We start from the raw sequence: 26711 nt of genomic DNA, 5'->3' as shown, positions 1-26711 counted from the left end.
TGACAGAGTGGGACGTATGACCACCCCACCATCCGAGGAGCCCCGCCCCGCCGTCCCCTACGGCACCCCCGACGCACCCCGCATCGCCGTCCGCGGCGAAGCACGCCTCGAAGTCGACCCCGAAATCGCCCGCATCAGCGTCACCGTCGCCTCCCGCGGCAAGGACCGCCGAGCCGCCCTCGACGACCTCACCCGCCGCAACACCACCGCCCTCAACCTCATCAAAACCTACGGCGACGCAGTGGAACGACTGGAGACCGGCGCCTTCTCCATCACCCCACAACTCAAGGAAGGCCGCGGCGAACGCATCCACGCCTACCACGGCCGCGTCCACATCACCGCCGAACTCACCGACTTCACAGCCCTCGGCGAACTCACCACCCGCCTCGCCGACCTGGACCTCACACGAGTCACCGGCCCCTGGTGGGCCCTCCGCCCCGACTCACCCGCCCACCGCCAGGCCCGACAACAAGCCGTACGAGAAGCCGTCCAGCGCGCCAGGGAGTACGCCGAGGCACTCGGGACCTCGCTGGCCGCCCTCGTCGAGCTCGCCGACATCGGCGCCGAGAGCGCCCCGCCGGCCTACCCCGCCGCCCCGAGCGGCAGCCGCATGCGCTCCGCCGCCTACGCAGCCGAGGACACCACCGCCGCCCCCCTCGACCTCGAACCCCAACGCCAACGCGTCCAGGCCCAGGTCAACGCACGCTTCACCATGGCCCCACCACAGTTGTAACCAGCCATTGTCATAAGAGCACGCCGGGGTACTCCGAAATGCTCATCGGAGCACCCCGGTGCGCAATTCAACACTTGTCAATGAGGCTTCACCCAAAGGCCCTTCAGTCGTCACGCCCCACCAATTCCCTACCCACCAGTAAGCTCTAGGCTCGAAACATGCGCCGAGCAAAAATCGTCTGCACCCTGGGCCCCGCCACGGACACGTACGACCAGATCAAAGGACTGGTCGACGCCGGAATGGACGTCGCCCGATTCAACCTCAGCCACGGCACCTACGCCGAACACGAGGAGCGCTACCACCGCGTACGAAAGGCCTCCGACGAAACCGGCCGCAGCGTCGGCACCCTCGCCGACCTTCAAGGCCCGAAGATCCGCCTCGGCCACTTCACCGAAGGACCCGTACTCCTCGAACGCGGCGACACCTTCACCATCACCGTGGAGGAAGGCGTCGAAGGCGACCGCAACACCTGCGGAACCACATATGGCGGCCTCGCCACCGACGTCACCCCCGGCGAACGCATCCTCATCGACGACGGCAAAGTCTGCCTCGACGTCACCGGCATCGACGGCCCCCGCGTCCACACCACCGTGGTCGAAGGGGGCATGATCTCCGACCACAAAGGGCTGAACCTCCCGGGCGTCGCGGTTTCCGTCCCCGCCCTCTCCGACAAGGACGAAGCCGACCTCCGCTGGGCCCTGCGCACCGGCTTCGACGTCATCGCCCTGTCCTTCGTCCGCACCGGCCGCGACATCGACGACGTCCACCGCATCATGGACGAAGAAGGCCGCCGCCTCCCCGTCATCGCCAAGGTCGAAAAGCCCCAGGCAGTCGACGCCATCGACGACATCGTCGCCGCCTTCGACGGCATCATGGTCGCGCGAGGCGACCTGGGCGTCGAAATGCCGCTCGAGCAGGTCCCCATCGTCCAGAAGCGCGCTATCAAGCTCGCGAAGCGCAACGCCAAGCCGGTCATCGTCGCGACCCAGATGCTCGACTCGATGATCGACAACTCGCGCCCGACGAGGGCGGAGGCGAGCGATGTGGCCAACGCGGTCATCGACGGCACGGACGCGGTGATGCTGTCCGGCGAGACCAGCGTCGGCAAGTATCCGATCGAGACGGTCACGACCATGGCGAAGATCGTCGAGGCGGCGGAGGAAGACATCCTCGCCAAGGGCCTCCCGCCGCTGACCGAACGCAACAAACCACGAACCCAGGGCGGAGCGGTAGCCCGAGCGGCGGCAGAGATGGGCGACTTCCTGGGCGCCAAGTTCCTCGTCGCCTTCACCCAGTCCGGCGACACGGTCCGCCGCCTGTCGCGCTACCGCTCACCGATCCCACTGCTGGCCTTCACGCCGGAACAGGCGACCCGGTCCCAGCTCAGTCTCACGTGGGGTGTGGAGACCTTCCTGGGCCCGCACGCGGACTCCACGGACGCGATGGTCAACCAGGTCGACGAGCTGCTGCTGAAGTACGGCCGCTGCGAGCAGGGCGACATCGTCGTCATCACGGCCGGCTCCCCGCCCGGGGTTTCCGGGTCGACGAACCTGGTCCGGGTGCATCACATCGGGGAGGACGACAAGTAGGGGGGTCAGTGTTTGGGACCTACGTGGGCGTCCATTTGGGCTACGGAGGCTTTGCGGGCGATGGAGATGTTGAACGGGATGCCGTTACGTGTGCACCGAGTCCACTCGACGCCGAGCTTGTCGAGGGTGTCGGTACACAGTTGCCGGATGTCAGCGGAGACGTTGGTGAAGAAGTAGCGCGGGTACTCGTAACGCTTGCGCTCACCGGCTACGAGCCGGGTTGTCCAATTGGTGATGCGGCAGCCGTCGGAATGGATGAGGCCGCGGATGAACTCCCAGGGGTAGGCGTCAACGATGTGCTGTTGCCAGGGTGCGAGGTTGATGGCGCGCTCATGCTTCTTGCCGGGCCCATGCTGGGGGAAGAGGCAGGGCCAGTGTTGGCTGTAGCTGACTACAGACACGTAGCCCTGTGCTTGGACGCGGTAGGCGTTGCCCGTCGGGTTGACCGCGCGCATGGCGGCCTCACAGGCATCCATCAGACCGGGCCATGTATCTGCACAGGCGATGCGGAGGTAGTGCCCGGTGCGCGGGTGAGCGCTGATGCAGCCGTCGCCGAGATACAGACCGAGGAGATAGGAGTACGCCGCTGCGTTCTCGGGCGGTTCCGGGGCGCACTGACAGCGGATGCACGGACTGGCCTGCACTTGCATGCGTGGCAGCGGTTCGATGCGCACTTGCCAGGAGCGGATTGCTGCCCGAGATATCCCCGTCTCCTTGCTGACGGAATTCAGGCTGCGTCCCTGGCTCACCAGCGCGAGGGCTCGCTTACGTGTGCTGATGTCGTACATATGGCCACTTTGGGTTACTGATCGTCGCCGTATGTAGCAAAAAGCGGAGGTTCACGCGAACGTGAGCCTCCGCTTCAACGGTGCCGGGTACGGGATTCGAACCCGTATGTCCTTTCGGACAGATGTGTTTGAGACATCCGCGTAAGCCGATTCCGCCAACCCGGCTGGGCACTGTCGAGAGTGTACCGGGTCACCGCAGGTCCCCGCCTCTAGGTAGGCTGCATACGCAGCACTACGCCCGGCCCGTAACAAGGAGCCCCCGTGACCGCCCCCGAGTCGCCCCAGCCCGTAGACGCGCCCGACGACGACAAGTCGCACGTGCCTCCGCTGACGACCCGTGTCGTCATCGCCGAGGACGAGGCCCTGATCCGCCTCGATCTCAAAGAGATGCTGGAGGAAGAGGGCTACAGCGTCGTAGGCGAGGCCGGTGACGGCGAGCAGGCCGTCGAGCTTGCCCGCGAGCACAAGCCGGACCTCGTGATCCTTGATGTGAAGATGCCGAAGCTCGACGGTATCTCCGCCGCGGAGAAGATCGCCGAGGAGCGGATCGCCCCGGTGCTGATGCTCACCGCCTTCTCGCAGCGTGACCTCGTCGAGCGTGCGCGGGACGCCGGTGCGATGGCGTATCTCGTGAAGCCGTTCAGCAAGAGCGATGTCGTGCCGGCGATCGAGATGGCCGTGTCGCGCTTCACGGAGCTGAGGGAGCTGGAGAACGAGGTCGCGGACCTCACTCTGCGTCTGGAGACCCGGAAGCTGGTGGACCGTGCGAAGTCCGTCCTTCAGACGGAGTACGGGCTGACCGAGCCGGCCGCGTTCCGGTGGATCCAGAAGACGTCGATGGACCGTCGGATGTCGATGCAGCAGGTCGCCGAGGCGGTCATTCAGGACGCGGACGAGAAGAAGAACAGCAAGGGCTGACACCTGGCCCCTCCGAGCGCACGAGTGAGGCCCGCGTCCCTGATTCAGGGGCGCGGGCCTCGTCGTGCAGCCGAGGGGGTGTTCTAGTCCTCGCCGAGGTATGCCTTGCGTACGGACTCGTCGACCAGCAGGTCCTGGCCTGTCCCGGAGACGACGATGCTGCCGACCTCCATGACGTGTCCCTGGTCGGCCAGGGAGAGTGCGGCCTGGGCGTTCTGTTCGACGAGGAGGATCGTCGTGCCCGTGGACTTGAGCTCGGCGATGGTCGCCATGATCTTCTGCATCATGATCGGCGACAGGCCCATGGAGGGCTCGTCCAGCATCAGGAGCTTCGGTCGGGACATCAGGGCGCGGCCCATGGCCAGCATCTGCTGTTCGCCGCCCGAGAGGGTTCCGGCGGCCTGCCTGCGGCGCTCTCCCAGGATCGGGAAGAGGTCGTAGGCGCGCTGGATGTCCTTGTCGATGCCTTCCTTGTCCTTCCTGAGGAAGGCGCCGAGTTGGAGGTTTTCGGCGATGGTGAGGCGGGGGAAGATGTGGCGGCCTTCGGGGGAGTGGGCCAGTCCGAGGGCGACGATCTTGTGGGCGGGGACGCCGGTGAGGGGCTTGCCGTCGAAGAGGATCTTCCCGCTGGTCGGCTTGAGGAGGCCGGAGAGGGTGCGCAGGGTGGTGGTCTTGCCGGCGCCGTTGGTGCCGATGAGGGTGACGACCTGGCCTGCTTCGACGCTGAAGGAGATGCCCTTGACGGCTTCGATCTTGCCGTAGGAGACCCGGAGGTCTTCGACCTCTAGCAGTGCGGTCACTGGGCTTCTCCCTTGGTGCTGGTGGTGCTCTGCGCGTCGGCTCCTGCCTCAGCCGCGGCTACTTCGGCCGCCTCCGCTGCTCCGGGGTCGCCTTCGAAGGGTTCGCCGAGGTAGGCGGCGATGACGCGTTCGTCGGCCTGGACGACTTCGGAGGTGCCTTCGACGAGTTTTTCGCCTTGGACGAGGACGGCGACGCGGTCGCAGAGGTTGAAGACGAAGCGCATGTCGTGCTCGATGAGGAGGACGGCGACGCCCTTGTCGCGGATGGCGAAGACGAGCTCTTCGGTGGCCCGCGTTTCCTGGGGGTTCATGCCGGCGGTCGGCTCGTCGAGCAGGAGGAGGCCCGGCTCGGAGGCGAGGGCGCGCGCGATTTCGAGCTTGCGCTGTTCGCCGTAGGGGAGGTTCCTCGCGAGGTGGTCGCGCTTGTGGGCGAGGCCGATGAACTCGAGGAGTTCCATGGCCCGTTCCTCGCTGGCCTTTTCCGCCTTCTTGAAGCCGGGGCCGCGCAGGAGGGCGGACCAGAGGCCTTCTTTTGTGCGGGTGTGGCGGCCTACGAGGACGTTTTCCAGGACCGTCATGTTGGCGAACAGGCGGATGTTCTGGAAGGTGCGGGCGATGCCGGCCTGGGTGACGAGGTGGGGCTTGGGCGGGAGGACCGTGCCTTTGTAGGAGACGGTGCCTTCCGTCGGGATGTACAGGCCCGTCAGGCAGTTGAAGAAGGTGGTCTTGCCGGCGCCGTTGGGGCCGATGAGGCCGACGATCTCGCCGGAGTTGACGGTGAAGTCGACGGAGCGGACGGCGGTGAGGCCGCCGAAGCGCATGGTGACGTCGCGGGCTTCGAGTACTGGTGTCGTCATGGTGGTCACGCCCCCGCCTTGGTCACGGTGGCCGGTTCGTCGGTCAGCGTTACTTGTTCTGGTACGTCGAGTTGGCCGGTTTCGTGGAACTCCAGCTGGCGGCGACGGTTGGCGATGATGCCTTCGGGGCGGAAGCGCATCAGCAGGATGAGTGCGACGCCGAAGGCGAGCAGCGACTTGTCCTGGAGGAAGACGAGCTTCTCGGGCAGCAGGTAGAGCAGGGCGGCGCCGAGGAGGGGGCCTGCGACCGTGCCCATGCCGCCGAGGACGACTGCGGCGAGGAGGAAGGCGGAGTTGGGCGGGGTGGAGCCGGCGAACTGGTACGGCGTCGGGACGACGCTGTAGGTGACGTGGGCGCTGACGGTGCCGGCGAGTCCGGCGAGGGAGGCGCCGAGGGCGAAGGCGATGAGTTTGACGCGGAAGCCGTTGATGCCCATGGCGGTGGCGGCGGTTTCGTCTTCGCGGATGGCGATCCAGGAGCGGCCGATGCGGGAGTCGGCGGCGCGGGTGTACACCAGGACGACGATCGCCATGATGAGGACCATCAGCAGGTAGTAGTTGGCGAAGCGGCCGAGGGTGAAGCCGGCGACGTCGTGTGCTTGGCCCATGTTGAAGCCGAAGAAGCTGAGGTCGGGGATGGACGGGATGCCGTTGGGCCCGTTGGTGATGTCGGGTCCGGAGACGCCGTCCATGTTGTTGACGGCGATGCGGAAGATTTCTCCGAAGCCGAGGGTGACGATGGCGAGGTAGTCGCCGCGCAGTCGCAGGGTGGGGGCGCCGATGAGGACGCCGAAGAGGAGGCTGGCGGCGGCGCCGGTGAGGGCGGCGGCCCAGAAGGGGAATTGGACGCCGGAGAAGGTGGAGAACTCGGAGCCGGAGACGAGGGCGGCGGTGTAGGCGCCGACGCCGAGGAAGGCGACGTATCCGAGGTCGAGGAGGCCGGCGAGGCCGACGACGATGTTGAGGCCGAGGGCGACGGTCCCGAAGATCAGGATGTTGACGCCGATGTTGGCGTAGTGGTCGTCGGTCTGGGTGAAGGGGAACGCGATGGCCGCGAGGAAGCCCATGGCGAGCGTGAAGCTGCGGTTGTGGGCGACGATGCGGGAGAAGCGGTCCATGAGGCCGGCGGTGTGCATGGCCCAGATGAAGAAGACGACGACGATGAGGTAGCCGATGAAGAGTTCGCCGTACTCGGTGTCGATGCCGTAGGTGAAGACGGCGAGGCCGAGGATGGTGGCGAGGGTGATGACGGCGCGTTCCAGCCAGGGGGTGAGGGGCTGGGGTGCGGGGATCGCGTCGGGTTTGGCGATGTATGCCTTGAGGCTTTCCTTGGTGCTGTCCTTGCCGATGCCTTCCTGGGGGAGGGCGAAGGCGCCGAGGACGGGCAGCAGGGAGGCGATGGCCGCGATCCAGGCGCCGGGTTCGAGGTTGACGACGCCGCCGAGGTTGCTGGTGATGGCGATGACGGTGAACCAGGTGGTGCCGAAGCCGCCGAGGGCCGCGAGGGTGAGGGGGGCGTTGTTGCGGGCGGGCAGGAGCCAGCCGAGGCCGCGGACGCCGTAGTGGGCGAGGGCGAAGAGGGCGGTGAGGAGGCCGGCGGTGAAGGTGAGCCATTGCAGGCCGCCGGGGTAGCCGGTGATGGTGAGGTCGCCGGGGAACTTGGAGGTCCAGGTCCAGGCGAGGAAGGCGGAGGCGGCGGTGGCGATGCCGCCGGCGAGGAGGAGGCCGCGGGCGGCGGCTTCCGGGAGGGGGATGAGGCCGCGGGTGGCGGGGCTGGTGCTGGTGATGTCGGTCATCGTGATCACGCCCTGTCCGCGACGCGTTCGCCGAGTAGGCCTTGTGGCCTCACGAGGAGGACGATGATGAGGAGGGCGAAGGCCCAGACGTTGGCCCAGCCCTGGCCGCCGAGTTGTTGCATGCCGGGGATGCCGTCGATGTAGGCGGAGGCGAGGGTTTCGGCGATGCCGAGGACGATGCCGCCGAGCATGGCGCCGTAGATGTTGCCGATGCCGCCGAGGACGGCGGCGGTGAACGCCTTGAGGCCCATGAGGAAGCCCATGCGGTAGTCGATGTTGCCGTACTTGAGGCCGTAGGCGACGGCGGCTACGGCGGCGAAGAAGCCGCCGATGGCGAAGGCGATGACGATGATGCGGTTGGTGTCGATGCCCATGAGCTGTGCGGTGTCCGGGTCTTGCGCGGTGGCCTGCATGGCGCGGCCGGTGCGGCTCTTGCGGACGAAGAAGGCGAGGCCGGACATGCAGATGATCGCGGCGGCGATCAGGAAGATGTCGGCGTCCTTGATGGTGATGGAGCCGATGTCGTGGGTGGCGTCGAGGCCGGGGAAGGCGCGGGCGCGGTCGGCGTTGGGGTAGAAGTTGCGGACGACCTCCTGGAGCGCGAGGGAGAGGCCGATGGCGGTGATGAGCGGTGCTAGCCGTGGTGCTCCGCGCAGTGGTCGGTAGGCGAATCGTTCCGCTCCGACGGCGATGAGGATGGCGACGATGCCGCCACCTATCAGCATCAGGGGGACGGCAATGGCCATCGCCGTGCCGTCGGGGAGGATGTAGAAGTAGACCGTGAGGGCGCCGAAGGCCCCGGTCATGAAGATCTCGCCGTGCGCGAAGTTGATGAGCTGGACGATGCCGTACACCATCGTGTAGCCGATGGCGATGAGCCCGTACATCGAGCCTAGGAGCAGCCCGTTGGCCAGCTGCTGCGGCAGGGTGTTCACCGCATGGCCTCCATGTCGCTGGTGGTCGTATGCACTGTTTTGTGTGCAGGGGTCTGGGTGTGGGAACGGGCCGCGCGGTCGGGGTCCCCTTCCGCGCGGCCCGTGGTGAGGTGTGCTGGGGGCCTGGGCTCAGCCGAGGTCGGCGGTGCCGGTCTCGACAGCCTTCCACGCACCCTTTTCGACCTGGTAAACGGTGAGCTGCTTGTTCGTGGTGTCGCCGTACTGGTCGAAGGCGACCTTGCCGCTGATGCCTTCGAAGTCGGACTTCTGGACCTCGTCGACGACGCTGGAGCGCAGCTTGTTGATGTCGGAGGGGACCTTGCCGTCGTTGGCGTCCACGGCGGCCTTCACGGCCTTGATGATGGCGGTGGTGGCGTCGTAGGCGTAGGCACCGTAGGCGCCGTAGTCACCCTTGTAGCCCTTGGCCTTGTACGTCTCGATGAACGTCTTGGCGGCGGGCAGGGTGTCGGCGGGGACACCGACGGAGGTGACGAGGTCGCCCTCGGAGGCGGCGCCGGCGGTCTCGATGTAGGTGGAGGCGAACATGCCGTCGCCGCCGAACAGCGGGATCTTGACGCCGCCGTCCTTCATCTGCTTGGTGATCAGCGCGGACTCGTCGTACTGGCCGCCGTAGTAGAGCAGGTCGGCGCCAGAGTTCTTGATCTTGGTGACGAGGGAGCCGAAGTCCTTGTCGCCGGTGTTGACGTGGTCGGTGGAGACCACGGTGCCGCCGAGCTTCTTGAACTGCTCGTTGAAGATCTTCGCCAGGCCGGCGCCGTAGGTCTGCTTGTCGTCGACGACAAACGCCTTCTTCATCTTGAGCTTGTTGAAGGCGTAGTTGGCGGCGAAGCTGCCCTGCAGTTCGTCGGTGGTGGCGGTGCGGAAGTACGTCTTGTACGGCCGCTTCTTGTCCGTCTGCCAGTTCTTGCCCTGGGTCAGCTCGGGGTTGGTGTTCGAGGGGGAGATCTCGACCATGTTTGCCGAGGCGAACACCTGCTGCATCGACTGGGCGACGCCTGAGTTCAGGGGGCCGACGGCGCCGACGGCGGTCTTGTCGCCGGTGATGGCGGTGGCGTTCGACTGGCCGGTGGCGGGCTGGGCCTTGTCGTCGAAGGCCTTGAGCTTGAACGTGACGCCGGGGACGAGCTTGTTCTTGTTGGCGTCGTCGACGGCGATCTGGGCGCCGTACTGGATGCCGAGGCCGGTGGTGGAGTTCTCGCCGGAGAGCGGGGCGTCCACGCCGATCGTCAGGGTGGTGCCGTCTCCGTTGTCGCCACTGTCGCCGCTGTCGTCACGGGAGCCGCAGGCGGTGAGCGTCAGAGCTCCAGTCGCGAGGACGGAGGTAAGTATCACCATGGAACGTCGCACAATCAGTCCTTTCCGCAGTCACTGCCATCCCTGTGGGGGCGGCGGGTGCCGCGCTGGTACCGAACTCCCGATGGAGCGGTGACTGGCCGTGACTCTAAGCCCGGTCTGTGGGCAGGGGCATCGTCGGACGCTGGCTTGTGACTTTCTTGTTATGACGTGATGGAGGGATCGCTTCGCGGAAGGAAGCTCTCGGACGGTTTGGCCGGGTTTCCGTTTGGTCCGCATTCTGAGAACTCGCACTTCCGCTTGGCCGTGGGGCTGGTCGTGCGGTGGGTGGGTCGCAGGCGGTGTGCAGGAGTCCGGAGAGATCCTGGGAGAAGGCGCCGCCGAAGATGAAACGGTGGCGCTGTATTGCACGCGTGTTACGCAGCGTTATGTCAAGAAAGGGGAGGTCGGCGTTGAGGGGCAGGTCCGAACAGTCGGAAACGGTGAGCTCCACGGTGATCCGGCGGGGTGTTGCGGTGTGGACGGTTAAGTCCGGTTGGGTGTGGTGCGGGCGTGGAGGCCGGGGGAGGAGGTGCCGGTGACGTGGAGGGTCACGGGCGGGCCTTTGTCGACGGAGACGGCGAAGCGGAAGCGGGGGCGGTTGTGGTGGGGGTGTCCGGACCCGCCTCGCCCGCGTCAGTGGACCCGTGGGGTCAGCCGGCGGCGCGCATGTGGGTCGCGTCGGCCGGTGAGACGTCCCGGAGCAGGCAGGTCAGGCGAGCTGTGCAGACGCGTCGTTCCGCCTCGTCGGTGATCACGATCTCGTACGTCGCCGTGGAGCGTCCCCGGTGGACGGGTGTCGCGACGCCGGTGACCAGTCCTGACCGCGCTCCCCGGTGGTGCGTGCAGTTGAGGTCGACGCCGACCGCGATCTTCGAGCTGCCGCCGTGCAGCATGGATCCCACCGAGCCGAGCGTCTCGGCGAGTACGGCGGACGCGCCTCCGTGCAGCAGTCCGTACGGCTGGGTGTTCCCCTCGACCGGCATCGTCCCGACGACCCGTTCCGCCGACGCCTCCGTGATCTGCACGCCCATCCGCGTACCGAGGTGTCCGGCGGAGAACAGCGCGAGGAGGTCCACACCGAGCGTGGCGTACTCGTCGATGACCTTCTGCGGGAACTTCACGTGCTGCTGCTCGCCCATGGCGCCCGGCTCCGTTTCGTCGTGATCAGTACGGCTTCGCTCTGGCTGAGCAAACGCTCAGTCGGTTGCCGATTGTTCCAGACGTACGACGACGGACTTGCTGGCCGGGGTGTTGCTGGTGTCGGCGGTGGCGTCGAGGGGGACGAGGACGTTGGTCTCCGGGTAGTAGGCGGCCGCGCATCCCCGTGCGGTCGGGTAGTGCACGACCCGGAATCCGGGGGCCCGTCGCTCGGTCCCGTCCTTCCACTCGCTGACGAGGTCGACGTACGTCCCGTCGGTGACGCCCAGTGTGCGGGCGTCCTCGGGGTTCACCAGGACGACTCGGCGGCCGTTCTTGATGCCCCGGTAGCGGTCGTCGAGGCCGTAGATGGTGGTGTTGTACTGGTCGTGCGAGCGGAGGGTTTGGAGGAGGAGGCGGCCTTCGGGCAGCTTCGGGTATTCGACCGGTGCGGCGGTGAAGTTGGCCTTGCCGGTGGTCGTGGGGAAGCGGCGTTCGTCGCGGGGGGCGTGCGGGAGGGTGAAGCCTTCGGGGTGCGCCACGCGCGCGTTGAAGTCCTCGAAGCCGGGGATGACGCGGGCGATGCGGTCGCGGATGGTGGCGTAGTCCTTCTCGAACTCCTCCCACGGCACCTTGCTGTTCTCGCCGAGGACGCGGCGGGCGAGGCGGCACACGATCGCCGGTTCGGACAGCAGGTGGGTGCTCGCGGGCTCGAGGCGGCCGCGGGAGGCGTGCACCATGCCCATGGAGTCCTCGACGGTGACGAACTGTTCGCCGCTGCCCTGGAGATCGCGCTCGGTGCGGCCGAGGGTGGGGAGGATGAGGGCACGTGCGCCGGTGATCGCGTGCGAGCGGTTGAGCTTCGTCGAGACGTGCACGGTCAGGCGGGCGCGGCGCATGGCCGCCTCGGTGACCTCGGTGTCGGGGGAGGCGGAGACGAAGTTGCCGCCCATGGCGAAGAAGACCTTCGCCTCGCCGTCGCGCAGGGCGCGGATGGCCCGTACGACGTCGTAGCCGTGCTCGCGCGGTGGCGCGAAGCCGAACTCCTTCTCCAGGGCGTCCAGGAAAGCGGGTGCGGGGCGTTCGAAGATGCCCATGGTGCGGTCGCCCTGCACGTTCGAGTGGCCGCGTACCGGGCACACGCCCGCGCCGGGGCGGCCGATGTTGCCGCGCAGGAGGAGGAAGTTGACCACCTCGCGGATGGTCGGCACGGAGTGCTTGTGCTGGGTGAGGCCCATCGCCCAGCACACGATGGTGCGCTTCGAGGCGAGGATCATGCGCAGGGCTTCCTCGATCTCCGTCTGGGACAGGCCGGTCGCGGTGAGTGTCTCGTCCCAGTCGGCGGCGCGGGCCTCGGTTGCGAACTCCTCGTAGCCGTGGGTGTGTTCGCGGACGAAGTTCTCGTCGACGGCGCCCTCCGTCTCGAGGATGAGCTTGTTGAGGAGGCGGAAGAGGGCCTGGTCGCCGCCGATGCGGATCTGCAGGAAGAGGTCGGTGAGTGCGGCGCCCTTGAGCATGCCCTGGGGGGTCTGCGGGTTCTTGAAGCGCTCCAGGCCGGCCTCGGGCAGCGGGTTGACGCTGATGATCTTCGCGCCGTTGGCCTTGGCCTTCTCCAGGGCGGAGAGCATGCGCGGGTGGTTGGTGCCGGGGTTCTGGCCGGCGACGACGATCAGGTCGGCCTTGTAGAGGTCTTCGAGCAGGACGCTGCCCTTGCCGACGCCGATCGTCTCCGACAGGGCCGAACCGGACGATTCGTGGCACATGTTGGAGCAGTCCGGCAGGTTGTTGGTGCCGAGCTCGCGCGCGAAGAGCTGGTAGAGGAACGCGGCCTCGTTACTGGTGCGCCCGGAGGTGTAGAAGAGGGCCTCGTCGGGGGAGGCGAGGGCGGTGATCTCTTCGGCGACGATGTCGAAGGCGCGCTCCCAGGTCACCGGCTCGTAGTGTGCCCCGCCTTCGGGGAGATACACGGGGTGCGTCAGCCGGCCCTGCTGGCCCAGCCAGTAGCCGCTCCTGGTCGCGAGGTCGGCGACGGGGTGCGCGGCGAAGAACTCCGGGGTGACCCGGCGCAGGGTGGCTTCTTCGGCGACCGCCTTCGCGCCGTTCTCACAGAACTCCGCCGCGTGCCGGTGCTCCGGCTCCGGCCAGGCGCAGCCCGGGCAGTCGAAGCCGTCCTTCTGGTTGACGCGCAGGAGGGTCAGCGCGGTGCGCTTGACGCCCATCTGCTGCTGCGCGATGCGCAGGGTGTGACCGATGGCCGGGATCCCCGCGGCCGCGTGCTTCGGCTCGGCGACCTGCGGCGCGTCCTGGACCGGATCTGCCTTGGGCGGCTTGCTGGCCATCGCGCGCTCTCCTTCGCCGACGCATGTGAACTACCTCTCCGATCCTCGCACGCGCCGGTGACAACGATCGTGCCCGGGCGGGCGGTGGGCGTGAGCATTGCGTGCGCCCCATCGGCCGGAGCTTGCGATGGCGGCCGACTGTCAGTGGGGCGTGGCAGGATCGGGGGCGTGGCAGAAACAGCATCGAAGACGACCGCACACACCTCCGGCGGCGGCCGGCCCCGCCTGATGCTCATGGACGGGCACTCGCTGGCCTACCGCGCGTTCTTCGCGCTGCCCGCGGAGAACTTCACGACGGCGACGGGCCAGCCGACGAACGCGATCTACGGCTTCGCGTCGATGCTGGCCAACACCCTGCGCGACGAGGAGCCCACACACTTCGCGGTGGCCTTCGACGTGTCCCGCAAGACCTGGCGCTCCGAGGAGTTCACGGAGTACAAGGCGAACCGCTCCAAGACTCCGGACGAGTTCAAGGGCCAGGTCGAGCTGATCGGCGAGCTGCTGGACGCGATGCACGCGCACCGCTTCGCGGTGGACGGCTTTGAGGCGGACGACGTCATCGCCACCCTGGCCACACAGGCCGAGGCCGAGGGCTTCGAGGTGCTGATCGTCACCGGCGACCGTGACTCCTTCCAGCTGGTCAGCGAGCACACCACGGTGCTGTACCCGACGAAGGGCGTCTCCGAGCTGACCCGGTTCACGCCGGAGAAGGTCGTCGAGAAGTACGGGCTGACGCCCGCGCAGTACCCGGACTTCGCGGCCCTGCGCGGCGACCCGTCCGACAATCTGCCCGGCATCCCGGGTGTCGGCGAGAAGACGGCCGCGAAGTGGATCAACCAGTTCGGTTCGTTCGCGGAACTGGTGGAGCGCGTCGACGAGGTCAAGGGCAAGGCCGGGCAGAACCTCCGCGACCACCTGGAGGCCGTCAAGCTGAACCGGCGGCTGACCGAGATGGTGCGCACCGTCGAGCTGCCGAAGACGGTCGTCGACCTGGAGCGGGCACCGTACGACCGCAAGGCTCTCGCGATGGTTCTCGACACCTTGGAGATCCGCAACCCGTCGCTGCGGGAGCGGCTGCTGGCCGTCGACCCGGGCGCCGAGGAGGCCGAGACGACCCCGGTCGTCACGGGCGGCGTGGAGCTGGACGGGACCGTGCTGGGCACCGGCGAGCTGGCCCCGTGGCTCACCGAGCACGCCACCGAGGTCCTCGGCATGACCACGGTCGACACCTGGGCGCTCGGCACCGGCTCGGTCGCCGAGGTCGCGCTCGCCGCGGCCCAGGGAGCGGCCGCCTGGTTCGACCCGACCCAGCTGGACGAGGCCGACGAGACGGCGTTCGCGGCCTGGCTCGCCGACGCGGACCGGCCGAAGATCCTCCACGACGCCAAGGGCGTCATGCGAGTCTTCGCCGAGCACGGCTGGACGGTCGAGGGCGTGCGCATGGACACCGCGCTCGCCGCCTACCTGGTCAAGCCGGGCCGCCGCTCCTTCGACCTGGACGCCCTGTCCATGGAGTACCTGCACCGGGAGCTGGCACCGGCCGCGGCGGCCGACGGGCAGCTGGCCTTCGGCACGGACGACGGTGCCGAGGCCGAGGCCCTGATGGTCCAGGCCCGCGCGATCCTCGACCTGGGCGAGGCCTTCGAGAGCCGCCTCCAGGAGGTCGGCGCCGCCGACCTGCTGCGTGACGTGGAGCTGCCCACCTCCGCCCTGCTGGCCCGGATGGAACGGCACGGCATCGCGGCCGACCGGGCCCACCTCGAGGCCATGGAGCAGATGTTCGCGGGCGCCGTCCAGCAGGCCGTGAAGGAGGCGCACGCGGCGGCCGGGCACGAGTTCAACCTGGGCTCGCCCAAGCAGCTTCAGGAGGTCCTCTTCGGCGAGCTCGCCCTGCCGAAGACGAAGAAGACCAAGACCGGCTACACCACCGACGCCGACGCCCTCGCGTGGCTCGCCGGCCAGACGGACAACGAACTGCCGGTGATCATGCTCCGGCACCGCGAGCAGGCCAAGCTGCGCGTCACCGTCGAGGGCCTCATCAAGACGATCGCGACGGACGGCCGTATCCACACCACCTTCAACCAGACGGTGGCGGCGACCGGCCGGCTCTCCTCGACGGACCCGAACCTGCAGAACATCCCCGTCCGCACCGACGAGGGCCGGGCGATCCGCCGCGGCTTCGTCGTCGGCGAGGGCTTCGAATCCCTCATGACGGCCGACTACAGCCAGATCGAACTGCGCGTGATGGCCCACCTGTCCGAGGACGCGGGCCTGATCGAGGCGTTCACCTCCGGCGAGGACCTGCACACGACGGCCGCCGCGCAGGTGTTCGCGGTCGAGCCCACCGCGGTGGACGCGGATATGCGCCGCAAGATCAAGGCGATGTCGTACGGCCTGGCGTACGGCCTGTCGGCCTTCGGCCTCTCCCAGCAGCTGAACATCGAGGCGGGCGAGGCCCGAGGCCTGATGGACGCCTACTTCGAGCGTTTCGGCGGCGTACGGGACTATCTGCGCCGGGCCGTGGACGAGGCCAGGGCGACGGGTTACACGGCGACACTCTTCGGGCGTCGCCGCTACCTGCCCGACCTCAACAGCGACAACCGTCAGCGCCGCGAGGCGGCCGAGCGCATGGCACTCAACGCGCCCATCCAGGGCACGGCCGCGGACATCGTCAAGATCGCCATGCTGAAGGTGGGCCAGGCATTGGAGAAGGCGGATCTCAAGTCCCGCATGCTCCTCCAGGTCCACGACGAAATCGTCCTGGAGATCGCCCCCGGCGAGCGAGCGGCCACCGAGGAACTCGTCCGCCACGAAATGGCCAACGCCGTCCACCTCCGAGCCCCCCTGGACGTCTCGGTGGGCGTCGGTCCGGACTGGGAATCGGCAGCGCACTGACCTCCGGTGGTCGGACGGAGGGTCCTCTCGTGGCCCGCGATGCGACGACGAGCCCTCCGCCGCCGTGGGCATCCGCCCGCCTCGAGAACCGACGATCCGGGACGTGCCGGGCGTAGGCCGCGGTCCAGCACACGCTGGGTCCGGAACGGGCCCGGCCCAGCACAGGCTGGGTTTGGATCGCGTCCCGCCTGGGGGTTCGTGCCGGTTTCGAGGGTGCTCGGCCGGTTGGAAGGCGTTCGGCCAGAGAGTCTGGTTCGAGGGGGCTCGGCCTGGGGCCCCGCCGCTTCGAAGGCCGACTGGCGGCTCATGCCGGGGGTGGGCGCGGGGGCAGAGCGTCTCGGGTTCAGGCACCGGGTTCAAGGAGCGCTCGGCGCAACATGCGGCCGGTACACAGGGCGCCCCACAGTTGTGCCGGCGGCCGAATCTCCGCCGCAACGCGAGCACCCGTCCAACGCGCGCCGGCGGTGCCGAACCAACCGCACCCCTGCCCGCCCACCCGCACAACCTCAGCCACACCCCCGGAAAGACCGTCACTCGCGTGGCCCCCGCGAAGACGCCCCAAGGCGCCCCCGCCCGTCAGGATGCGGGCATGGGTATACGCATGCTCCACCGCCGGACGGCCCACGCACGGGCGCAGGCAAAGGCGCACGCCGAGACGGCCCCGCCTGTACCGCCCCCACCGCCGCTCCCGGCCTTCGCGGCCGCTGCAAGCACCGCCCGCATCCCCACCGACCTGGCCATGGTCCTGCGCCGGGCGAGGTTCACCGTCCCCGCCGACCTGGCGGCAAGCCTCCGCCGCGTGACCACGACCGGCACCGACCGTATCCCCGCCGACCTGGCGAAAACCCTCCGCCGTGCGGCCACTGCCCGCACCGCCCGCCTCCCCGCCGACCTCGGGACAGCCCTGCGTCACGCCGCCGCAGGCACCCGGCGCCGGCGCGACCGGCGCGAGTGGCGTGAGCGGAAGGGCGTACGGCAGGAGCGCGAGGCGGCCGTCCGGCGACTGTGGGCGGTTCTGCGGCGCGGCTACCCGGTGCTGGTGCTCGCGCTGCTGCGCCGGTCCCGCCCGACGCCCGCGTTCACGGTGTTCACCGCCGTCAGTGAGCGGCCGACCGGCGCTCCGCCTCGCCCACGCCCGGACCGCCGGGCACCGGGGCCGGACGCCACACCCTGACGCCCGCGGCGTACAACAGGCCCCCCAGGACGAGTCCGGCGCCCGCCCCGAAGCACAGCGCCGGAATCAGCTCCCAGGGCTTCGCGGCGGACCTCCGGTGCTCCCACCACTCCGTCGCCCGCTGCACCGCGCCGACGAGCGCGCAGCCGCCGATCACGGTGACGGCGCACCACCGGTCCCCTACCGACAGCGCCGGAACCCCCACCGGTTCGGCCGCAGGGGTCCGCCGTAGCGCGTATGCGACGAACACGGCGATCACGACCGCGGCCACCGCGGAACCGCCGTACTGCAGGTACCAGTACAAAGGGGAGCCCGCCACCGTCTCGCCCAGAACGGGAAACACCCGCATCCCCCACCGGTCGAGATGCGTGAAGGCGTCCCACACGACGTGGGTCAGCGCTCCGAGCGCGGCGGACACGTACCACCACGCCACCGAAGAGGGCCGCACGCGCGCGCGTGGCGCCCCGCAGCGCGACAGCGCCGCCACCCGGCCCTGCCGGGCCGGCGGCAGCAGTGCCACCAGCGGCTCGCGCACCAGCAGCCACAGCCCGACCAGCGCCCAGGCGACCAGTACGTCGAATGTGAAGACGCCCGGTAAGGAGTGCGTGAAGGCGCCGAACTCCATCGCCCCGGACAGAACACTCGCCGTGTAGTAGGTCATGTCGGGCGAGAACGAACCCGCCACGAGCACGGCCGGCACCAGCCGGCCCCGGCCGGTTCCGTCGGTGCGCACGGCGGGCAGCACGGCTGCCGCATGGCTCAGAGTGAACGGCAACGGGGCTCCTTATGTACGAACGACTGATCACGCCACGATCGCACATGGCCAATCGGTGAAAATCGGGCACGAACGGGTGCCCGAGGAAAGGAAGTTGTCGTAGGGTCACACGGGTCGCCGTGCCGGTGAGCGCGGTCGGACAGGAAAATGAACCTCGCCGCCGGGGGCAACCCTCATGGCGGCTCGACCGTCACAACAGGTCGAGTACGACAGATGGAACGCAGGACAGACGGAACGGCCGACACAGACGGGCGCTCGGGCGTCCACGGGAGGGGTTCACTTTATGGCGGCGCAATTCGGCAGGAGGCTGCGCAAGGGTGCGGCAACCACCGCCGTGGCCGCGCTCGCGGTCGCGGCCCTGTCCGCCTCGCAGGGACCGGGCGCGACGGCCGACGACCAGGGCAGCAGACCGGCCACCACCGGCGCCGACGCCGTGCCCGACGCGACCGTCGAGGACGGCGGCGCGACCGGCAACTCGCCGTACTACACGGACCTGCCGCCGCTCAACAGCCCGAACCCCTCCCCGACCATCGGCACGCCCGCAACCCGGCCCGAGACCGAGGCGGGCATCCCCGCGACCGTCCTCGACGCCTACAAGAAGGCCGCCTCCGAACTGCAGTCGGCCAAGCCCGGCTGCAACCTGCCCTGGCAGCTCCTCGCCGCGATCGGCAAGGTGGAGTCGGGTCAGGCCCGTGGTGGCAACGTCGACGCGAACGGCACCACGATCTCCCGGATCCTCGGCCCGCAGCTCGACGGCAACGGCTTCGCGCTCATCAAGGACACCGACAACGGCGCGTACGACGGCAACAGTTCGTACGACCAGGCCGTCGGCCCCATGCAGTTCATCCCCTCCACCTGGCAGTGGGCGGGCCGTGACGGCAACGGCGACGGCAAGAAGGACCCCAACAACGTCTACGACGCCGCGCTCGCGGCCGGCCACTACCTGTGCCGCTTCGGCTGGGACCTGTCCACCCAGGCCGACCTCAACAGCGCGATCCTCAGCTACAACAACTCGCAGGACTACCTGAACACGGTCCTGTCGTGGCTGGAGTACTACCGCAAGGGCACTCACGAGGTCCCGGACGGCACCGGCACCCTGCCCGGCAACCGCAGCGACGGCAACACCGGCAACGACACGGTTCGCCCCGCGCCCCCGGCCTCGAACACGCCCAAGCCGCAGAAGCCCGGGACCGACACCCCGAACCCGAAGCCGCCCGTGACGACCCCGCCGAACACCACGCCTCCGTCGACGCCCCCCACCCCCACCGACACGGTGGACCACCTGGAGGACGCCGGCACGGCCAAGCTCACCGCGCAGGCGGGCGACGCGTTCACGGAGAAGGTCAGCACCCGGGCCGAGACCAAGGCCGGCGCGGCCGTCGCCAAGGTCCGTATCCGCTTCACGATCGTCGGCGACACCGACACCACCTTCACCGGCGGTGAGAGCGTCGCCACGGTCGTCACCAACAGCACCGGCGTGGCCGTCGCACCCGCGCTCAAGGCGGGCGAGAAGACGGGCGGCTTCACCGTCCACGTGACCGTCGTGGGCCGCTTCCTCACCGGTCTCGACTACACGGCCACCGTCACCGAGCGCGCCGCCGACACCCTCACCCGCACCAGCGACACCGCGCTGACCTGCGTCCCGGGCGGCGAGTTCGCCGAGCAGGTCGAGGTCAAGGCGACCTACCAGGGCGCGGTCGCCGACAAGGTGGCCGCCACCGCCACGCTGATCAAGTCGGCGCTCGACCCGACCGAGAACGACAAGGGCCCCTACTTCAAGGACGCGGACGGCAATACCGTACGCACCCTGACCGGTCTGGAGACGGACGCCAACGGTGTGCTGAAGCTGCCGAAGCTGTACGCGGACGACACCACCGGCACGTACATGCTCCGCATCACCACCGCGGGCGGCGCGGCGCTGAACGTCACACTGACCGTGGCGGCGGCGGAGACGGCGTCCCCGAGCCCGTCGCCCAGCCCTTCCGCATAGCGGTACTCCGTACGACGACGACGGCGCCCTCTCCAAAGGGGGCGCCGTCGTTGTGTGTGCAACGTGTTCTCATCTCGCCCGCGCGTTGCTACGGTGCCGGACCTGACGATGTATCAGTTCCAGCGCCCGGAGGCAGGCATGCGCGCCCTGATCGCCGCCGCGACCGGTCTCGCCGTCGCGTTCGCCCTGGTCCTCACCATCACGGCCATGGGCGCTCCGACGGGCGACACGTCCCCTGAACCGCTGTTGACGACGGTGCCCGCACACCCGTAACGACTCGCGAGGGAGACCGAGATGCGCCGAAAGTCCAGTCTCGTCCTGCTCGCCCTCGCCGTGCTCTTCGCGGCGCTGTCCCCGCTGCTGCGCTGGTACGCCTTCCCGCGGCTGGCCAAGATCCCGGCGAACCAGTACCAGGACATGGTCCTGGAGGCGAAGGACGCCACTCTCCTCGACTACGGCTCGATGAAGGCGAAGAAGGTCCCCAAGGTCACCGTCGTACAGACACTCAAGGGCAACGTGGAGGCCTCCGAGAAGATCGAGAAGACCGCCGGCAAGGACGTCGTCGTCTGGGACGGCCTGTCGTACGTCCAGGGCCCCGACGGCAAGATGGTCTCCAAGGTCCCCGAGCGGTACATCTTCGACGCCCACACCCAGGAACCCGTCCATGCCACTGGTGAGATGGTCGACGGCGACCCGGTCAAGCGCGAGGGCCTCGAGTTCAAGTGGCCGTTCCTGACGGAGAAACGGGACTACGAGTACTTCGACGCCCAGGCCCGCATCACGGCCCCCATCCACTACAAGGGCACCCAGGACTTCCGGGGCGTCGAGGTCTACTACTTCGAGCAGACCATCCCCTGGACGAAGGTGCCCTTCCCCAAGGCCCTGCCCGTAGCGGGCATCACCCCCGAGTCGGTCGCCGAGACCGGCACCACCCGCTGGTACACCACCGTCCGCAAGTTCTGGGTCGAACCGCTGACCGGCGCCCCCGTCTACGGCGAGGAGATCCACAAGGAGGAACTGCGCGGCGGCAGCCTGCTCGGCGGCCGCGAGAAGGTGACGGCGTTCGCCGGCCACGTGAAGATGCGCGAGGACTACATCGAGTACACGGTCGACCTGGTCAAGTCCAACCGCACGCTGGTCGTGCTGATGACCTCGTACCTGCCCTGGGGCTTCCTGGTCCTGGGCGTTCTGCTCCTGTCGCTGTCGCTGTACCTGGAGGCCCGCGGCCGCCGCCCGGCCGACCCCACCCGGACGGACGCCGCAGAACCGGAATCCGTCACCGCCTGAGCCGCGCCTTGGTGAACCGCGTCGGCTCCGCGCCCGCCGGGTCCTCGGGCCACGGATGCTTCGGATACCGGCCACGCAGCTCCGCCCGTACGCCTTTGTAGCCGTCCTTCCAGAAGGAGGCGAGGTCGGCGGTGACGGCTGCGGGCCGCCCGGCGGGGGAGAGGAGATGGACGAGGAGGGGAACCCCCGCCACGGAGGGAGACTCCTGCAATCCGAACATCTCCTGCAACTTCACGGCGAGAACGGGCTGTTCGGGATTGCCGTAATCGACCTTGATCCTGGAGCCGCTGGGTACGGCGATCCGCTCGGGCGCCAGCTCGTCGAGCCGCCCGGCGTCGCCCGAGGCCCACGGCAGCAGCCGGGTCAGCCCCGCCCCGGCATCGATCCGCGCGAGATCGGACCGCCGTCGCGCCCGCCCCAGCTCGGGCTCCAACCACTCGTCCACGCGCGCGTGGAGAGCATCGTCCGAGACATCGGGCCACGGCTCCCCTGGATGCAGTCGCAAAAAAGCGAGCCGCTGCCGCAGTACGACGGCCTCGGCCGACCACCGCAGCAACCCGAACCCTTCCTGCCGCAGCCCTTCAAGGAGCGCGTCCCGTACGAGGGCGGGATCGGCGTTCTTGAGCGGACGCACCGCCAGTTCGACGGCCCCCAGCCGCTCGACCCGCCGCGCCACGACGTCCCCGTCGGCCCAGTGCACCTCGTCCCGCGTCTGCGCCAGCGTCCCCGCCGCCAGCCGGGCAACGCCCTCGTCCACAACCGCCCCGAGCCGCACGCGCGCGTGCCCCTTGCCGACGGGGCGATCGGCGACGGCGACGGCGATCCAGGGGGCGCCCCGCAGGCCGGTGCCCTCGCCGGCCTCCGCACGTGTTCCGGAGACCATGAGGTAGGAACCGCCGTCGGCCTTGGCGACCCGCTCGGGGAAGGCGAGAGCGGCGACGAGCCCGACGAGACCGTCCTCACCGGCGTTACCCGACCAGCCCTCGACACGCGCGGGCGGCTGGGAAACGTCCGTGGCGACGGCCCGCAGCCGCCGGACCTCCGCCCGCCACCGTGCCCCGTAGGCGTCACCCCCGCGTCGTGCGGCCCGCAACGCGGCCGCCAGATCGTCCCCGTACTCCCGGGGCGCCTCCTCGCTCAACAGCGCGACCACCTCGGCGGCCCGCCCCGCCCCCACCACCGCGGCCGAGTCCAGCAGCGCCCGCCCCAACCGGGGATGCAGCCCCAGCCGAGCCAGCCGCAGCCCCCGCTCCGTGGCCCGCCCGGCGGAGTCGACCGCCCCCACGGCCGTCAACACCGACCGCGCCGCCGCCATCGCCCCACCCGGCGGCGGATCCAGCAGCGCCAGCCCAGAGGCCTCAGGATCGCCCCAGCATGCCGTCTGCAGGGCGAATGCCGTCAGGTCGGCCACTTTGATCTCCGGAGACGGGAAACGCGGCAGACGCGCGTCCTCGGCCTCCGTCCAGCACCGGTACACCGCACCCGGTGCCTCACGCCCGGCCCGCCCCGCCCGCTGCCGCCCCGCCGCCTGCGAGGCCCGTACCGTCGTCAGCGCACTCAGCCCGCGCGCGTGATCGACCCGCGGCTCCCGGGCCAGCCCCGAGTCGACGACCACCCGCACCCCGGGAACCGTCAGCGACGACTCGGCCACCGAGGTCGCCAGCACCACCCGGCGCCGCCCCGCGGGAACCAGCACCGCGTCCTGCACGGCCGCGGGCGCCCGCCCGTGCACCTGGAGCACATCCACGCCACCGAGATCACCCAGCTGCCCGGCGACCCGCCCGATCTCGCCCACGCCGGGGAGGAAACACAGCACGTCCCCGGTCCGCTCGGCCAGCGCCCGCCGCACCACAGACGCCACATGCGCCAGCAGGGCGGGATCGACGCGCATTCCGTGCGGCGGCCGTACCGGACGCGTCGGCGGCGCCCACACCACCTCCACCGGATACGCGACGCCCGCCGCCTCGATCACCGGCGCCCCGCCCAGCAGCCGCGCCCATCCCTCGGCGTCGGTCGTCGCGGACGCGGCCACCAGCCGCAGCTCCGGCCGCAGCGTCTCGCGCACGTCCCACAGGAACGCCGCCACGGTGTCCGCGTCCAGATGCCGTTCGTGGCACTCGTCGAGCACCACCACGTCGACCCCGGCCAGCTCCTGGTCGCGCTGCAACCGCTGCAACAGCACACCGGTGGTGACGACCTCCACGCGCGCGCGGCGCCCCACGACCCGCTCCCCGCGCACGGTGTATCCGACGCTCTCGCCGACCTTCTCGCCCAGCAGCCACGCCATCCGCCGGGCCGCCGCCCGCGCCGCGATCCGCCGCGGCTCGGCCACGACCACCCGCCGCGCCGGTCCCTCGCCCAGCAGGCCGGCCAGGGCGAGCGGCACCAGTGTCGTCTTGCCGGTACCGGGCGGCGCGACGAGGACGGCGGTGCCGTGGCCGTCCAGGGCGTCGCCGAGGCCGGGCAGGGCACCGCGTACGGGCAGGGCGTCCAGAGCGTCGTAACGGATCACGCCCCCTAGTGTCGTACGCCCCGAAACGGGCCCCCACGCGCGCGTGCGCTGTCATGCGGTCCTCTTTGCAGTCGTTCAGTCCCGTTCGCACACGAAGATCGCCGTACCCGGGATCAGATTCCCGCGCAGCGGGGACCAGCCGCCCCACTCGGCGGTGTTCCAGGCCGGCCACTCCGGCTCGACCAGGTCCACCAGGTGAAAGCCCCCGGCCACCACGTCGCGCACCCGGTCGCCGATCGTCCGGTGATGCTCGACGTACACCGCGTCGCCGTCGTCGTCCTGCTCGACGTACGGCGTGCGGTCGAAGTACGAGGCGGACACGGACAGCCCCTCCGGGCCCGGCTCGTCCGGGAACGCCCAGCGGATCGGGTGCGTCACGGAGAACACGAAGCGGCCGCCCGGGCGCAGCACCCGGCGCACCTCCTTCAGGACGAGCACCGGGTCGGCGACGAAGGGCAGCGCGCCGTACGCCGAGCAGGCCAGGTCGAAGGAGCCGTCCGCGAAGGGCAGCGCGCCCGCGTCGGCGCACACCAGAGGGAACGTTCCGCCGATGCGCAGCGCGTGCTGGAGCTGGCGGTGGGACAGGTCCAGGGCGACCGGGCGGGCGCCCTGCGCGGCCAGCCAGCGCGCGCACTGGGCCGCGCCGGCGCCGATCTCCAGGACGGCCTTGCCCTTCAGCTCCTCAGGCGGGCCGAGCAGCTCGGCCTCCACCTCGTCGAGGCCCTCGGGGCACCACACGAAGCGGTCGTCGCCGAGGAACGTGCCGTGCTCGACCTGGTACTCGTCCGCGTTGCGGTCCCACCAGCCCCGGTTGGCCCGGGAACTCTCCGTGACACCGGCCGTGCGCCGGGTGGCTTCCGGCTCGGACGCTTCGGGCTCTTGGATGATCGGCTCCCTCGTACTAGTCTTCGGCCTCTTCCGACCACCGTGTCGCAGTGGCGGTCACGAATGGGGCGCCATCAGGCCCGCGTGGCCTCGTGAGACAGGTTTTGTGCCGGGTATGCGGCGATCCGCCCCGGGTGTGCGCCTTCGCGCATTGACCCTGTCCGGCTGCCCCCGTATGCTACAAGTTGCGCTGCGGGCCTGCGCACCTCAGACGTAGCAGGCTGCGCTCGCATCTGTTGTATGTCCCCTCGGTTGTCGAGGCGCCATCACCAGTTTCTGGTGAGGCGCTTCCTTGGCTGTCCGGCTTCTTCAGAGCGAAACAGGCTCCCGGCGTAAGCAGTACCTACGACTCACTGTCCGTACCGGAGCCCTTTCCCACATGACGAGCAGCACCGAGACCACCTCTACCACTCCGCAGGTAGCGGTCAACGACATCGGTAACGAGGAAGCCTTCCTCGCCGCGATCGACGAGACGATCAAGTACTTCAACGACGGCGACATCGTCGACGGCGTCATCGTGAAGGTCGACCGGGACGAGGTCCTGCTCGACATCGGTTACAAGACCGAAGGCGTCATCCCGAGCCGCGAGCTCTCCATCAAGCACGACGTCGACCCCAATGAGGTCGTCGCCGTGGGCGATGAGATCGAGGCCCTCGTCCTCCAGAAGGAGGACAAGGAAGGCCGTCTGATCCTGTCCAAGAAGCGCGCTCAGTACGAGCGTGCCTGGGGCACGATCGAAAAGATCAAGGAAGAAGACGGCATCGTCACCGGTACCGTCATCGAGGTCGTCAAGGGTGGTCTCATCCTCGACATCGGCCTCCGTGGCTTCCTGCCTGCCTCCCTCGTCGAGATGCGCCGCGTTCGCGACCTCCAGCCGTACGTGGGCAAGGAGCTCGAGGCGAAGATCATCGAGCTGGACAAGAACCGCAACAACGTGGTCCTGTCCCGCCGTGCCTGGCTCGAGCAGACCCAGTCCGAGGTTCGCCAGACGTTCCTCACGACCCTCCAGAAGGGTCAGGTCCGCTCCGGTGTGGTCTCCTCGATCGTCAACTTCGGTGCCTTCGTGGACCTGGGTGGCGTCGACGGCCTGGTCCACGTCTCCGAGCTGTCCTGGAAGCACATCGACCACCCCTCCGAGGTTGTCGAGGTCGGCCAGGAAGTCACCGTCGAGGTCCTCGACGTCGACATGGACCGCGAGCGCGTCTCCCTGTCGCTGAAGGCGACCCAGGAAGACCCGTGGCAGCAGTTCGCCCGCACCCACCAGATCGGCCAGGTCGTGCCCGGCAAGGTCACGAAGCTGGTTCCGTTCGGTGCGTTCGTCCGCGTGGACGAGGGCATCGAGGGTCTGGTCCACATCTCCGAGCTGGCCGAGCGCCACGTGGAGATCCCGGAGCAGGTCGTCCAGGTCAACGACGAGATCTTCGTCAAGGTCATCGACATCGACCTCGAGCGCCGTCGCATCAGCCTCTCGCTGAAGCAGGCCAACGAGTCCTTCGGTGCCGACCCGGCCTCGGTGGAGTTCGACCCGACGCTGTACGGCATGGCCGCGTCGTACGACGACCAGGGCAACTACATCTACCCCGAGGGCTTCGACCCCGAGACCAACGACTGGCTCGAGGGCTACGAGACCCAGCGCGAGGCCTGGGAGCACCAGTACGCCGAGGCGCAGCAGCGCTTCGAGCAGCACCAGGCTCAGGTCATCAAGTCCCGCGAGGCCGACGCTGCGGCCGAGGCCGAGGGTGGCGAGCCCGCCGCTCCGGCCGCGTCCGGTGGCGGCGGTGGCGGTGGCGGTTCGTACTCCTCCGAGGGTGCGGACAACTCCGGCGCGCTGGCCTCGGACGAGGCGCTTGCCGCTCTGCGTGAGAAGCTGGCCGGCGGCCAGAGCTGATCACCTGAGCTGTAGCTCATGAGCTGAGGGCCCGTACCCCTGTGGGGGTACGGGCCC

General features: G+C 69.2%; 20 protein-coding genes and 1 tRNA gene. 9 read left to right on the top strand and 12 right to left on the bottom strand.

Features of this window, described 5'->3' with window-relative positions; genetic code table 11:
- Window positions 1–16: 16 nt before the first annotated feature.
- Window positions 17–733: an SIMPL domain-containing protein gene (locus tag ACFYO2_RS01455; protein ID WP_388342452.1), complete on the top strand. Its 717-nt coding sequence runs from the start codon at window positions 17–19 to the stop codon at window positions 731–733.
- Window positions 734–891: 158 nt separating this feature from the next.
- Complete coding sequence (gene pyk, locus ACFYO2_RS01450; protein WP_388342449.1) at window positions 892–2322, top strand: pyruvate kinase; 1431 nt, start codon at window positions 892–894, stop codon at window positions 2320–2322.
- Between the two features lie 5 nt (window positions 2323–2327).
- Here the strand turns inward: pyk and ACFYO2_RS01445 are convergent, their stop codons facing one another.
- Entirely contained in the window at window positions 2328–3110 is a 783-nt protein-coding gene (locus ACFYO2_RS01445; protein WP_388342447.1) for a helix-turn-helix domain-containing protein, read from the bottom strand.
- 81 nt (window positions 3111–3191) lie between these two features.
- A tRNA-Leu gene (locus ACFYO2_RS01440) sits at window positions 3192–3275 on the bottom strand.
- 96 nt (window positions 3276–3371) lie between these two features.
- Here ACFYO2_RS01440 and ACFYO2_RS01435 point away from each other — a divergent pair.
- The gene (locus tag ACFYO2_RS01435) at window positions 3372–4028 is read left to right on the top strand and encodes an ANTAR domain-containing response regulator (RefSeq protein WP_388342444.1); all 657 of its coding nucleotides are present in this window, start codon (window positions 3372–3374) and stop codon (window positions 4026–4028) included.
- Between the two features lie 83 nt (window positions 4029–4111).
- On the opposite strand, the gene ACFYO2_RS01430 is transcribed toward ACFYO2_RS01435, so the two are convergent.
- The 7 genes from ACFYO2_RS01430 to ACFYO2_RS01400 all read right to left on the bottom strand — a co-directional run bounded on the left by ACFYO2_RS01430 (window position 4112) and on the right by ACFYO2_RS01400 (window position 13248).
- Window positions 4112–4828: an ABC transporter ATP-binding protein gene (locus tag ACFYO2_RS01430; protein ID WP_388342442.1), complete on the bottom strand. Its 717-nt coding sequence runs from the start codon at window positions 4826–4828 to the stop codon at window positions 4112–4114.
- Window positions 4825–5685, bottom strand: a complete 861-nt coding sequence (locus ACFYO2_RS01425; RefSeq protein ID WP_388343924.1) for an ABC transporter ATP-binding protein — start codon at window positions 5683–5685, stop codon at window positions 4825–4827. The genes ACFYO2_RS01430 and ACFYO2_RS01425 overlap by 4 nt, the downstream gene beginning before the upstream one ends.
- A 5-nt stretch (window positions 5686–5690) precedes the next feature.
- Window positions 5691–7481, bottom strand: coding sequence for a branched-chain amino acid ABC transporter permease (locus ACFYO2_RS01420; RefSeq protein WP_388343921.1), 1791 nt, complete (start codon window positions 7479–7481; stop codon window positions 5691–5693).
- 5 nt (window positions 7482–7486) lie between these two features.
- Window positions 7487–8416, bottom strand: a complete 930-nt coding sequence (locus tag ACFYO2_RS01415) for a branched-chain amino acid ABC transporter permease (RefSeq protein ID WP_388342440.1) — start codon at window positions 8414–8416, stop codon at window positions 7487–7489.
- Window positions 8417–8545: 129 nt separating this feature from the next.
- Window positions 8546–9772, bottom strand: a complete 1227-nt coding sequence (locus ACFYO2_RS01410) for a branched-chain amino acid ABC transporter substrate-binding protein (RefSeq protein WP_388342438.1) — start codon at window positions 9770–9772, stop codon at window positions 8546–8548.
- A gap of 650 nt (window positions 9773–10422) precedes the next feature.
- The gene (locus tag ACFYO2_RS01405) at window positions 10423–10911 is read right to left on the bottom strand and encodes a PaaI family thioesterase (protein ID WP_388342436.1); all 489 of its coding nucleotides are present in this window, start codon (window positions 10909–10911) and stop codon (window positions 10423–10425) included.
- Window positions 10912–10968: 57 nt separating this feature from the next.
- Window positions 10969–13248, bottom strand: coding sequence for an FdhF/YdeP family oxidoreductase (locus ACFYO2_RS01400; protein WP_388342434.1), 2280 nt, complete (start codon window positions 13246–13248; stop codon window positions 10969–10971).
- Between the two features lie 168 nt (window positions 13249–13416).
- Between ACFYO2_RS01400 and polA the strand changes: the two genes are divergently transcribed.
- Together polA and ACFYO2_RS01390 are read left to right on the top strand one after the other, a co-directional pair.
- Entirely contained in the window at window positions 13417–16143 is a 2727-nt protein-coding gene (polA, locus tag ACFYO2_RS01395; protein ID WP_388342432.1) for a DNA polymerase I, read from the top strand.
- A 589-nt stretch (window positions 16144–16732) separates the two neighbouring features.
- Window positions 16733–17317, top strand: coding sequence for a hypothetical protein (locus tag ACFYO2_RS01390; RefSeq protein ID WP_388342429.1), 585 nt, complete (start codon window positions 16733–16735; stop codon window positions 17315–17317).
- Here ACFYO2_RS01390 and ACFYO2_RS01385 read toward each other — a convergent pair.
- On the bottom strand, window positions 17241–18092 hold the full coding sequence (locus tag ACFYO2_RS01385; RefSeq protein ID WP_388342427.1) for a DUF4184 family protein: 852 nt from the start codon (window positions 18090–18092) through the stop codon (window positions 17241–17243). The two genes, ACFYO2_RS01390 and ACFYO2_RS01385, sit on opposite strands and share 77 nt — an antisense overlap.
- A gap of 283 nt (window positions 18093–18375) precedes the next feature.
- Between ACFYO2_RS01385 and ACFYO2_RS01380 the strand changes: the two genes are divergently transcribed.
- From ACFYO2_RS01380 to ACFYO2_RS01370, 3 genes are all read left to right on the top strand, one after another.
- A complete protein-coding gene (locus ACFYO2_RS01380; protein WP_388342424.1) occupies window positions 18376–20082 on the top strand; it encodes a lytic murein transglycosylase in 1707 nt (568 codons plus the stop codon).
- Window positions 20083–20220: 138 nt separating this feature from the next.
- Window positions 20221–20355, top strand: a complete 135-nt coding sequence (locus ACFYO2_RS01375) for an SPW_0924 family protein (protein ID WP_388342422.1) — start codon at window positions 20221–20223, stop codon at window positions 20353–20355.
- Between the two features lie 21 nt (window positions 20356–20376).
- Window positions 20377–21369: a DUF3068 domain-containing protein gene (locus tag ACFYO2_RS01370; RefSeq protein ID WP_388342419.1), complete on the top strand. Its 993-nt coding sequence runs from the start codon at window positions 20377–20379 to the stop codon at window positions 21367–21369.
- Here the strand turns inward: ACFYO2_RS01370 and hrpB are convergent.
- Together hrpB and ACFYO2_RS01360 are read right to left on the bottom strand one after the other, a co-directional pair.
- On the bottom strand, window positions 21359–23881 hold the full coding sequence (gene hrpB, locus ACFYO2_RS01365; protein WP_388342416.1) for an ATP-dependent helicase HrpB: 2523 nt from the start codon (window positions 23879–23881) through the stop codon (window positions 21359–21361). The genes ACFYO2_RS01370 and hrpB overlap by 11 nt on opposite strands.
- 75 nt (window positions 23882–23956) lie before the next feature.
- A complete protein-coding gene (locus ACFYO2_RS01360) occupies window positions 23957–24817 on the bottom strand; it encodes a class I SAM-dependent methyltransferase (protein ID WP_388343918.1) in 861 nt (286 codons plus the stop codon).
- Window positions 24818–25145: 328 nt separating this feature from the next.
- Here ACFYO2_RS01360 and rpsA point away from each other — a divergent pair, with 328 nt between their 5' ends.
- Window positions 25146–26654 (top strand): 30S ribosomal protein S1, encoded by a 1509-nt coding sequence (gene rpsA, locus ACFYO2_RS01355; RefSeq protein WP_388342413.1) that lies wholly within the window; start codon window positions 25146–25148, stop codon window positions 26652–26654.
- Window positions 26655–26711: the final 57 nt, after the last annotated feature.

This window comes from Streptomyces sp. NPDC006602 (assembly GCF_042870385.1).
Lineage (GTDB): Bacteria > Actinomycetota > Actinomycetes > Streptomycetales > Streptomycetaceae > Streptomyces.
This window is presented reverse-complemented; position numbering and strand designations above follow the sequence as displayed.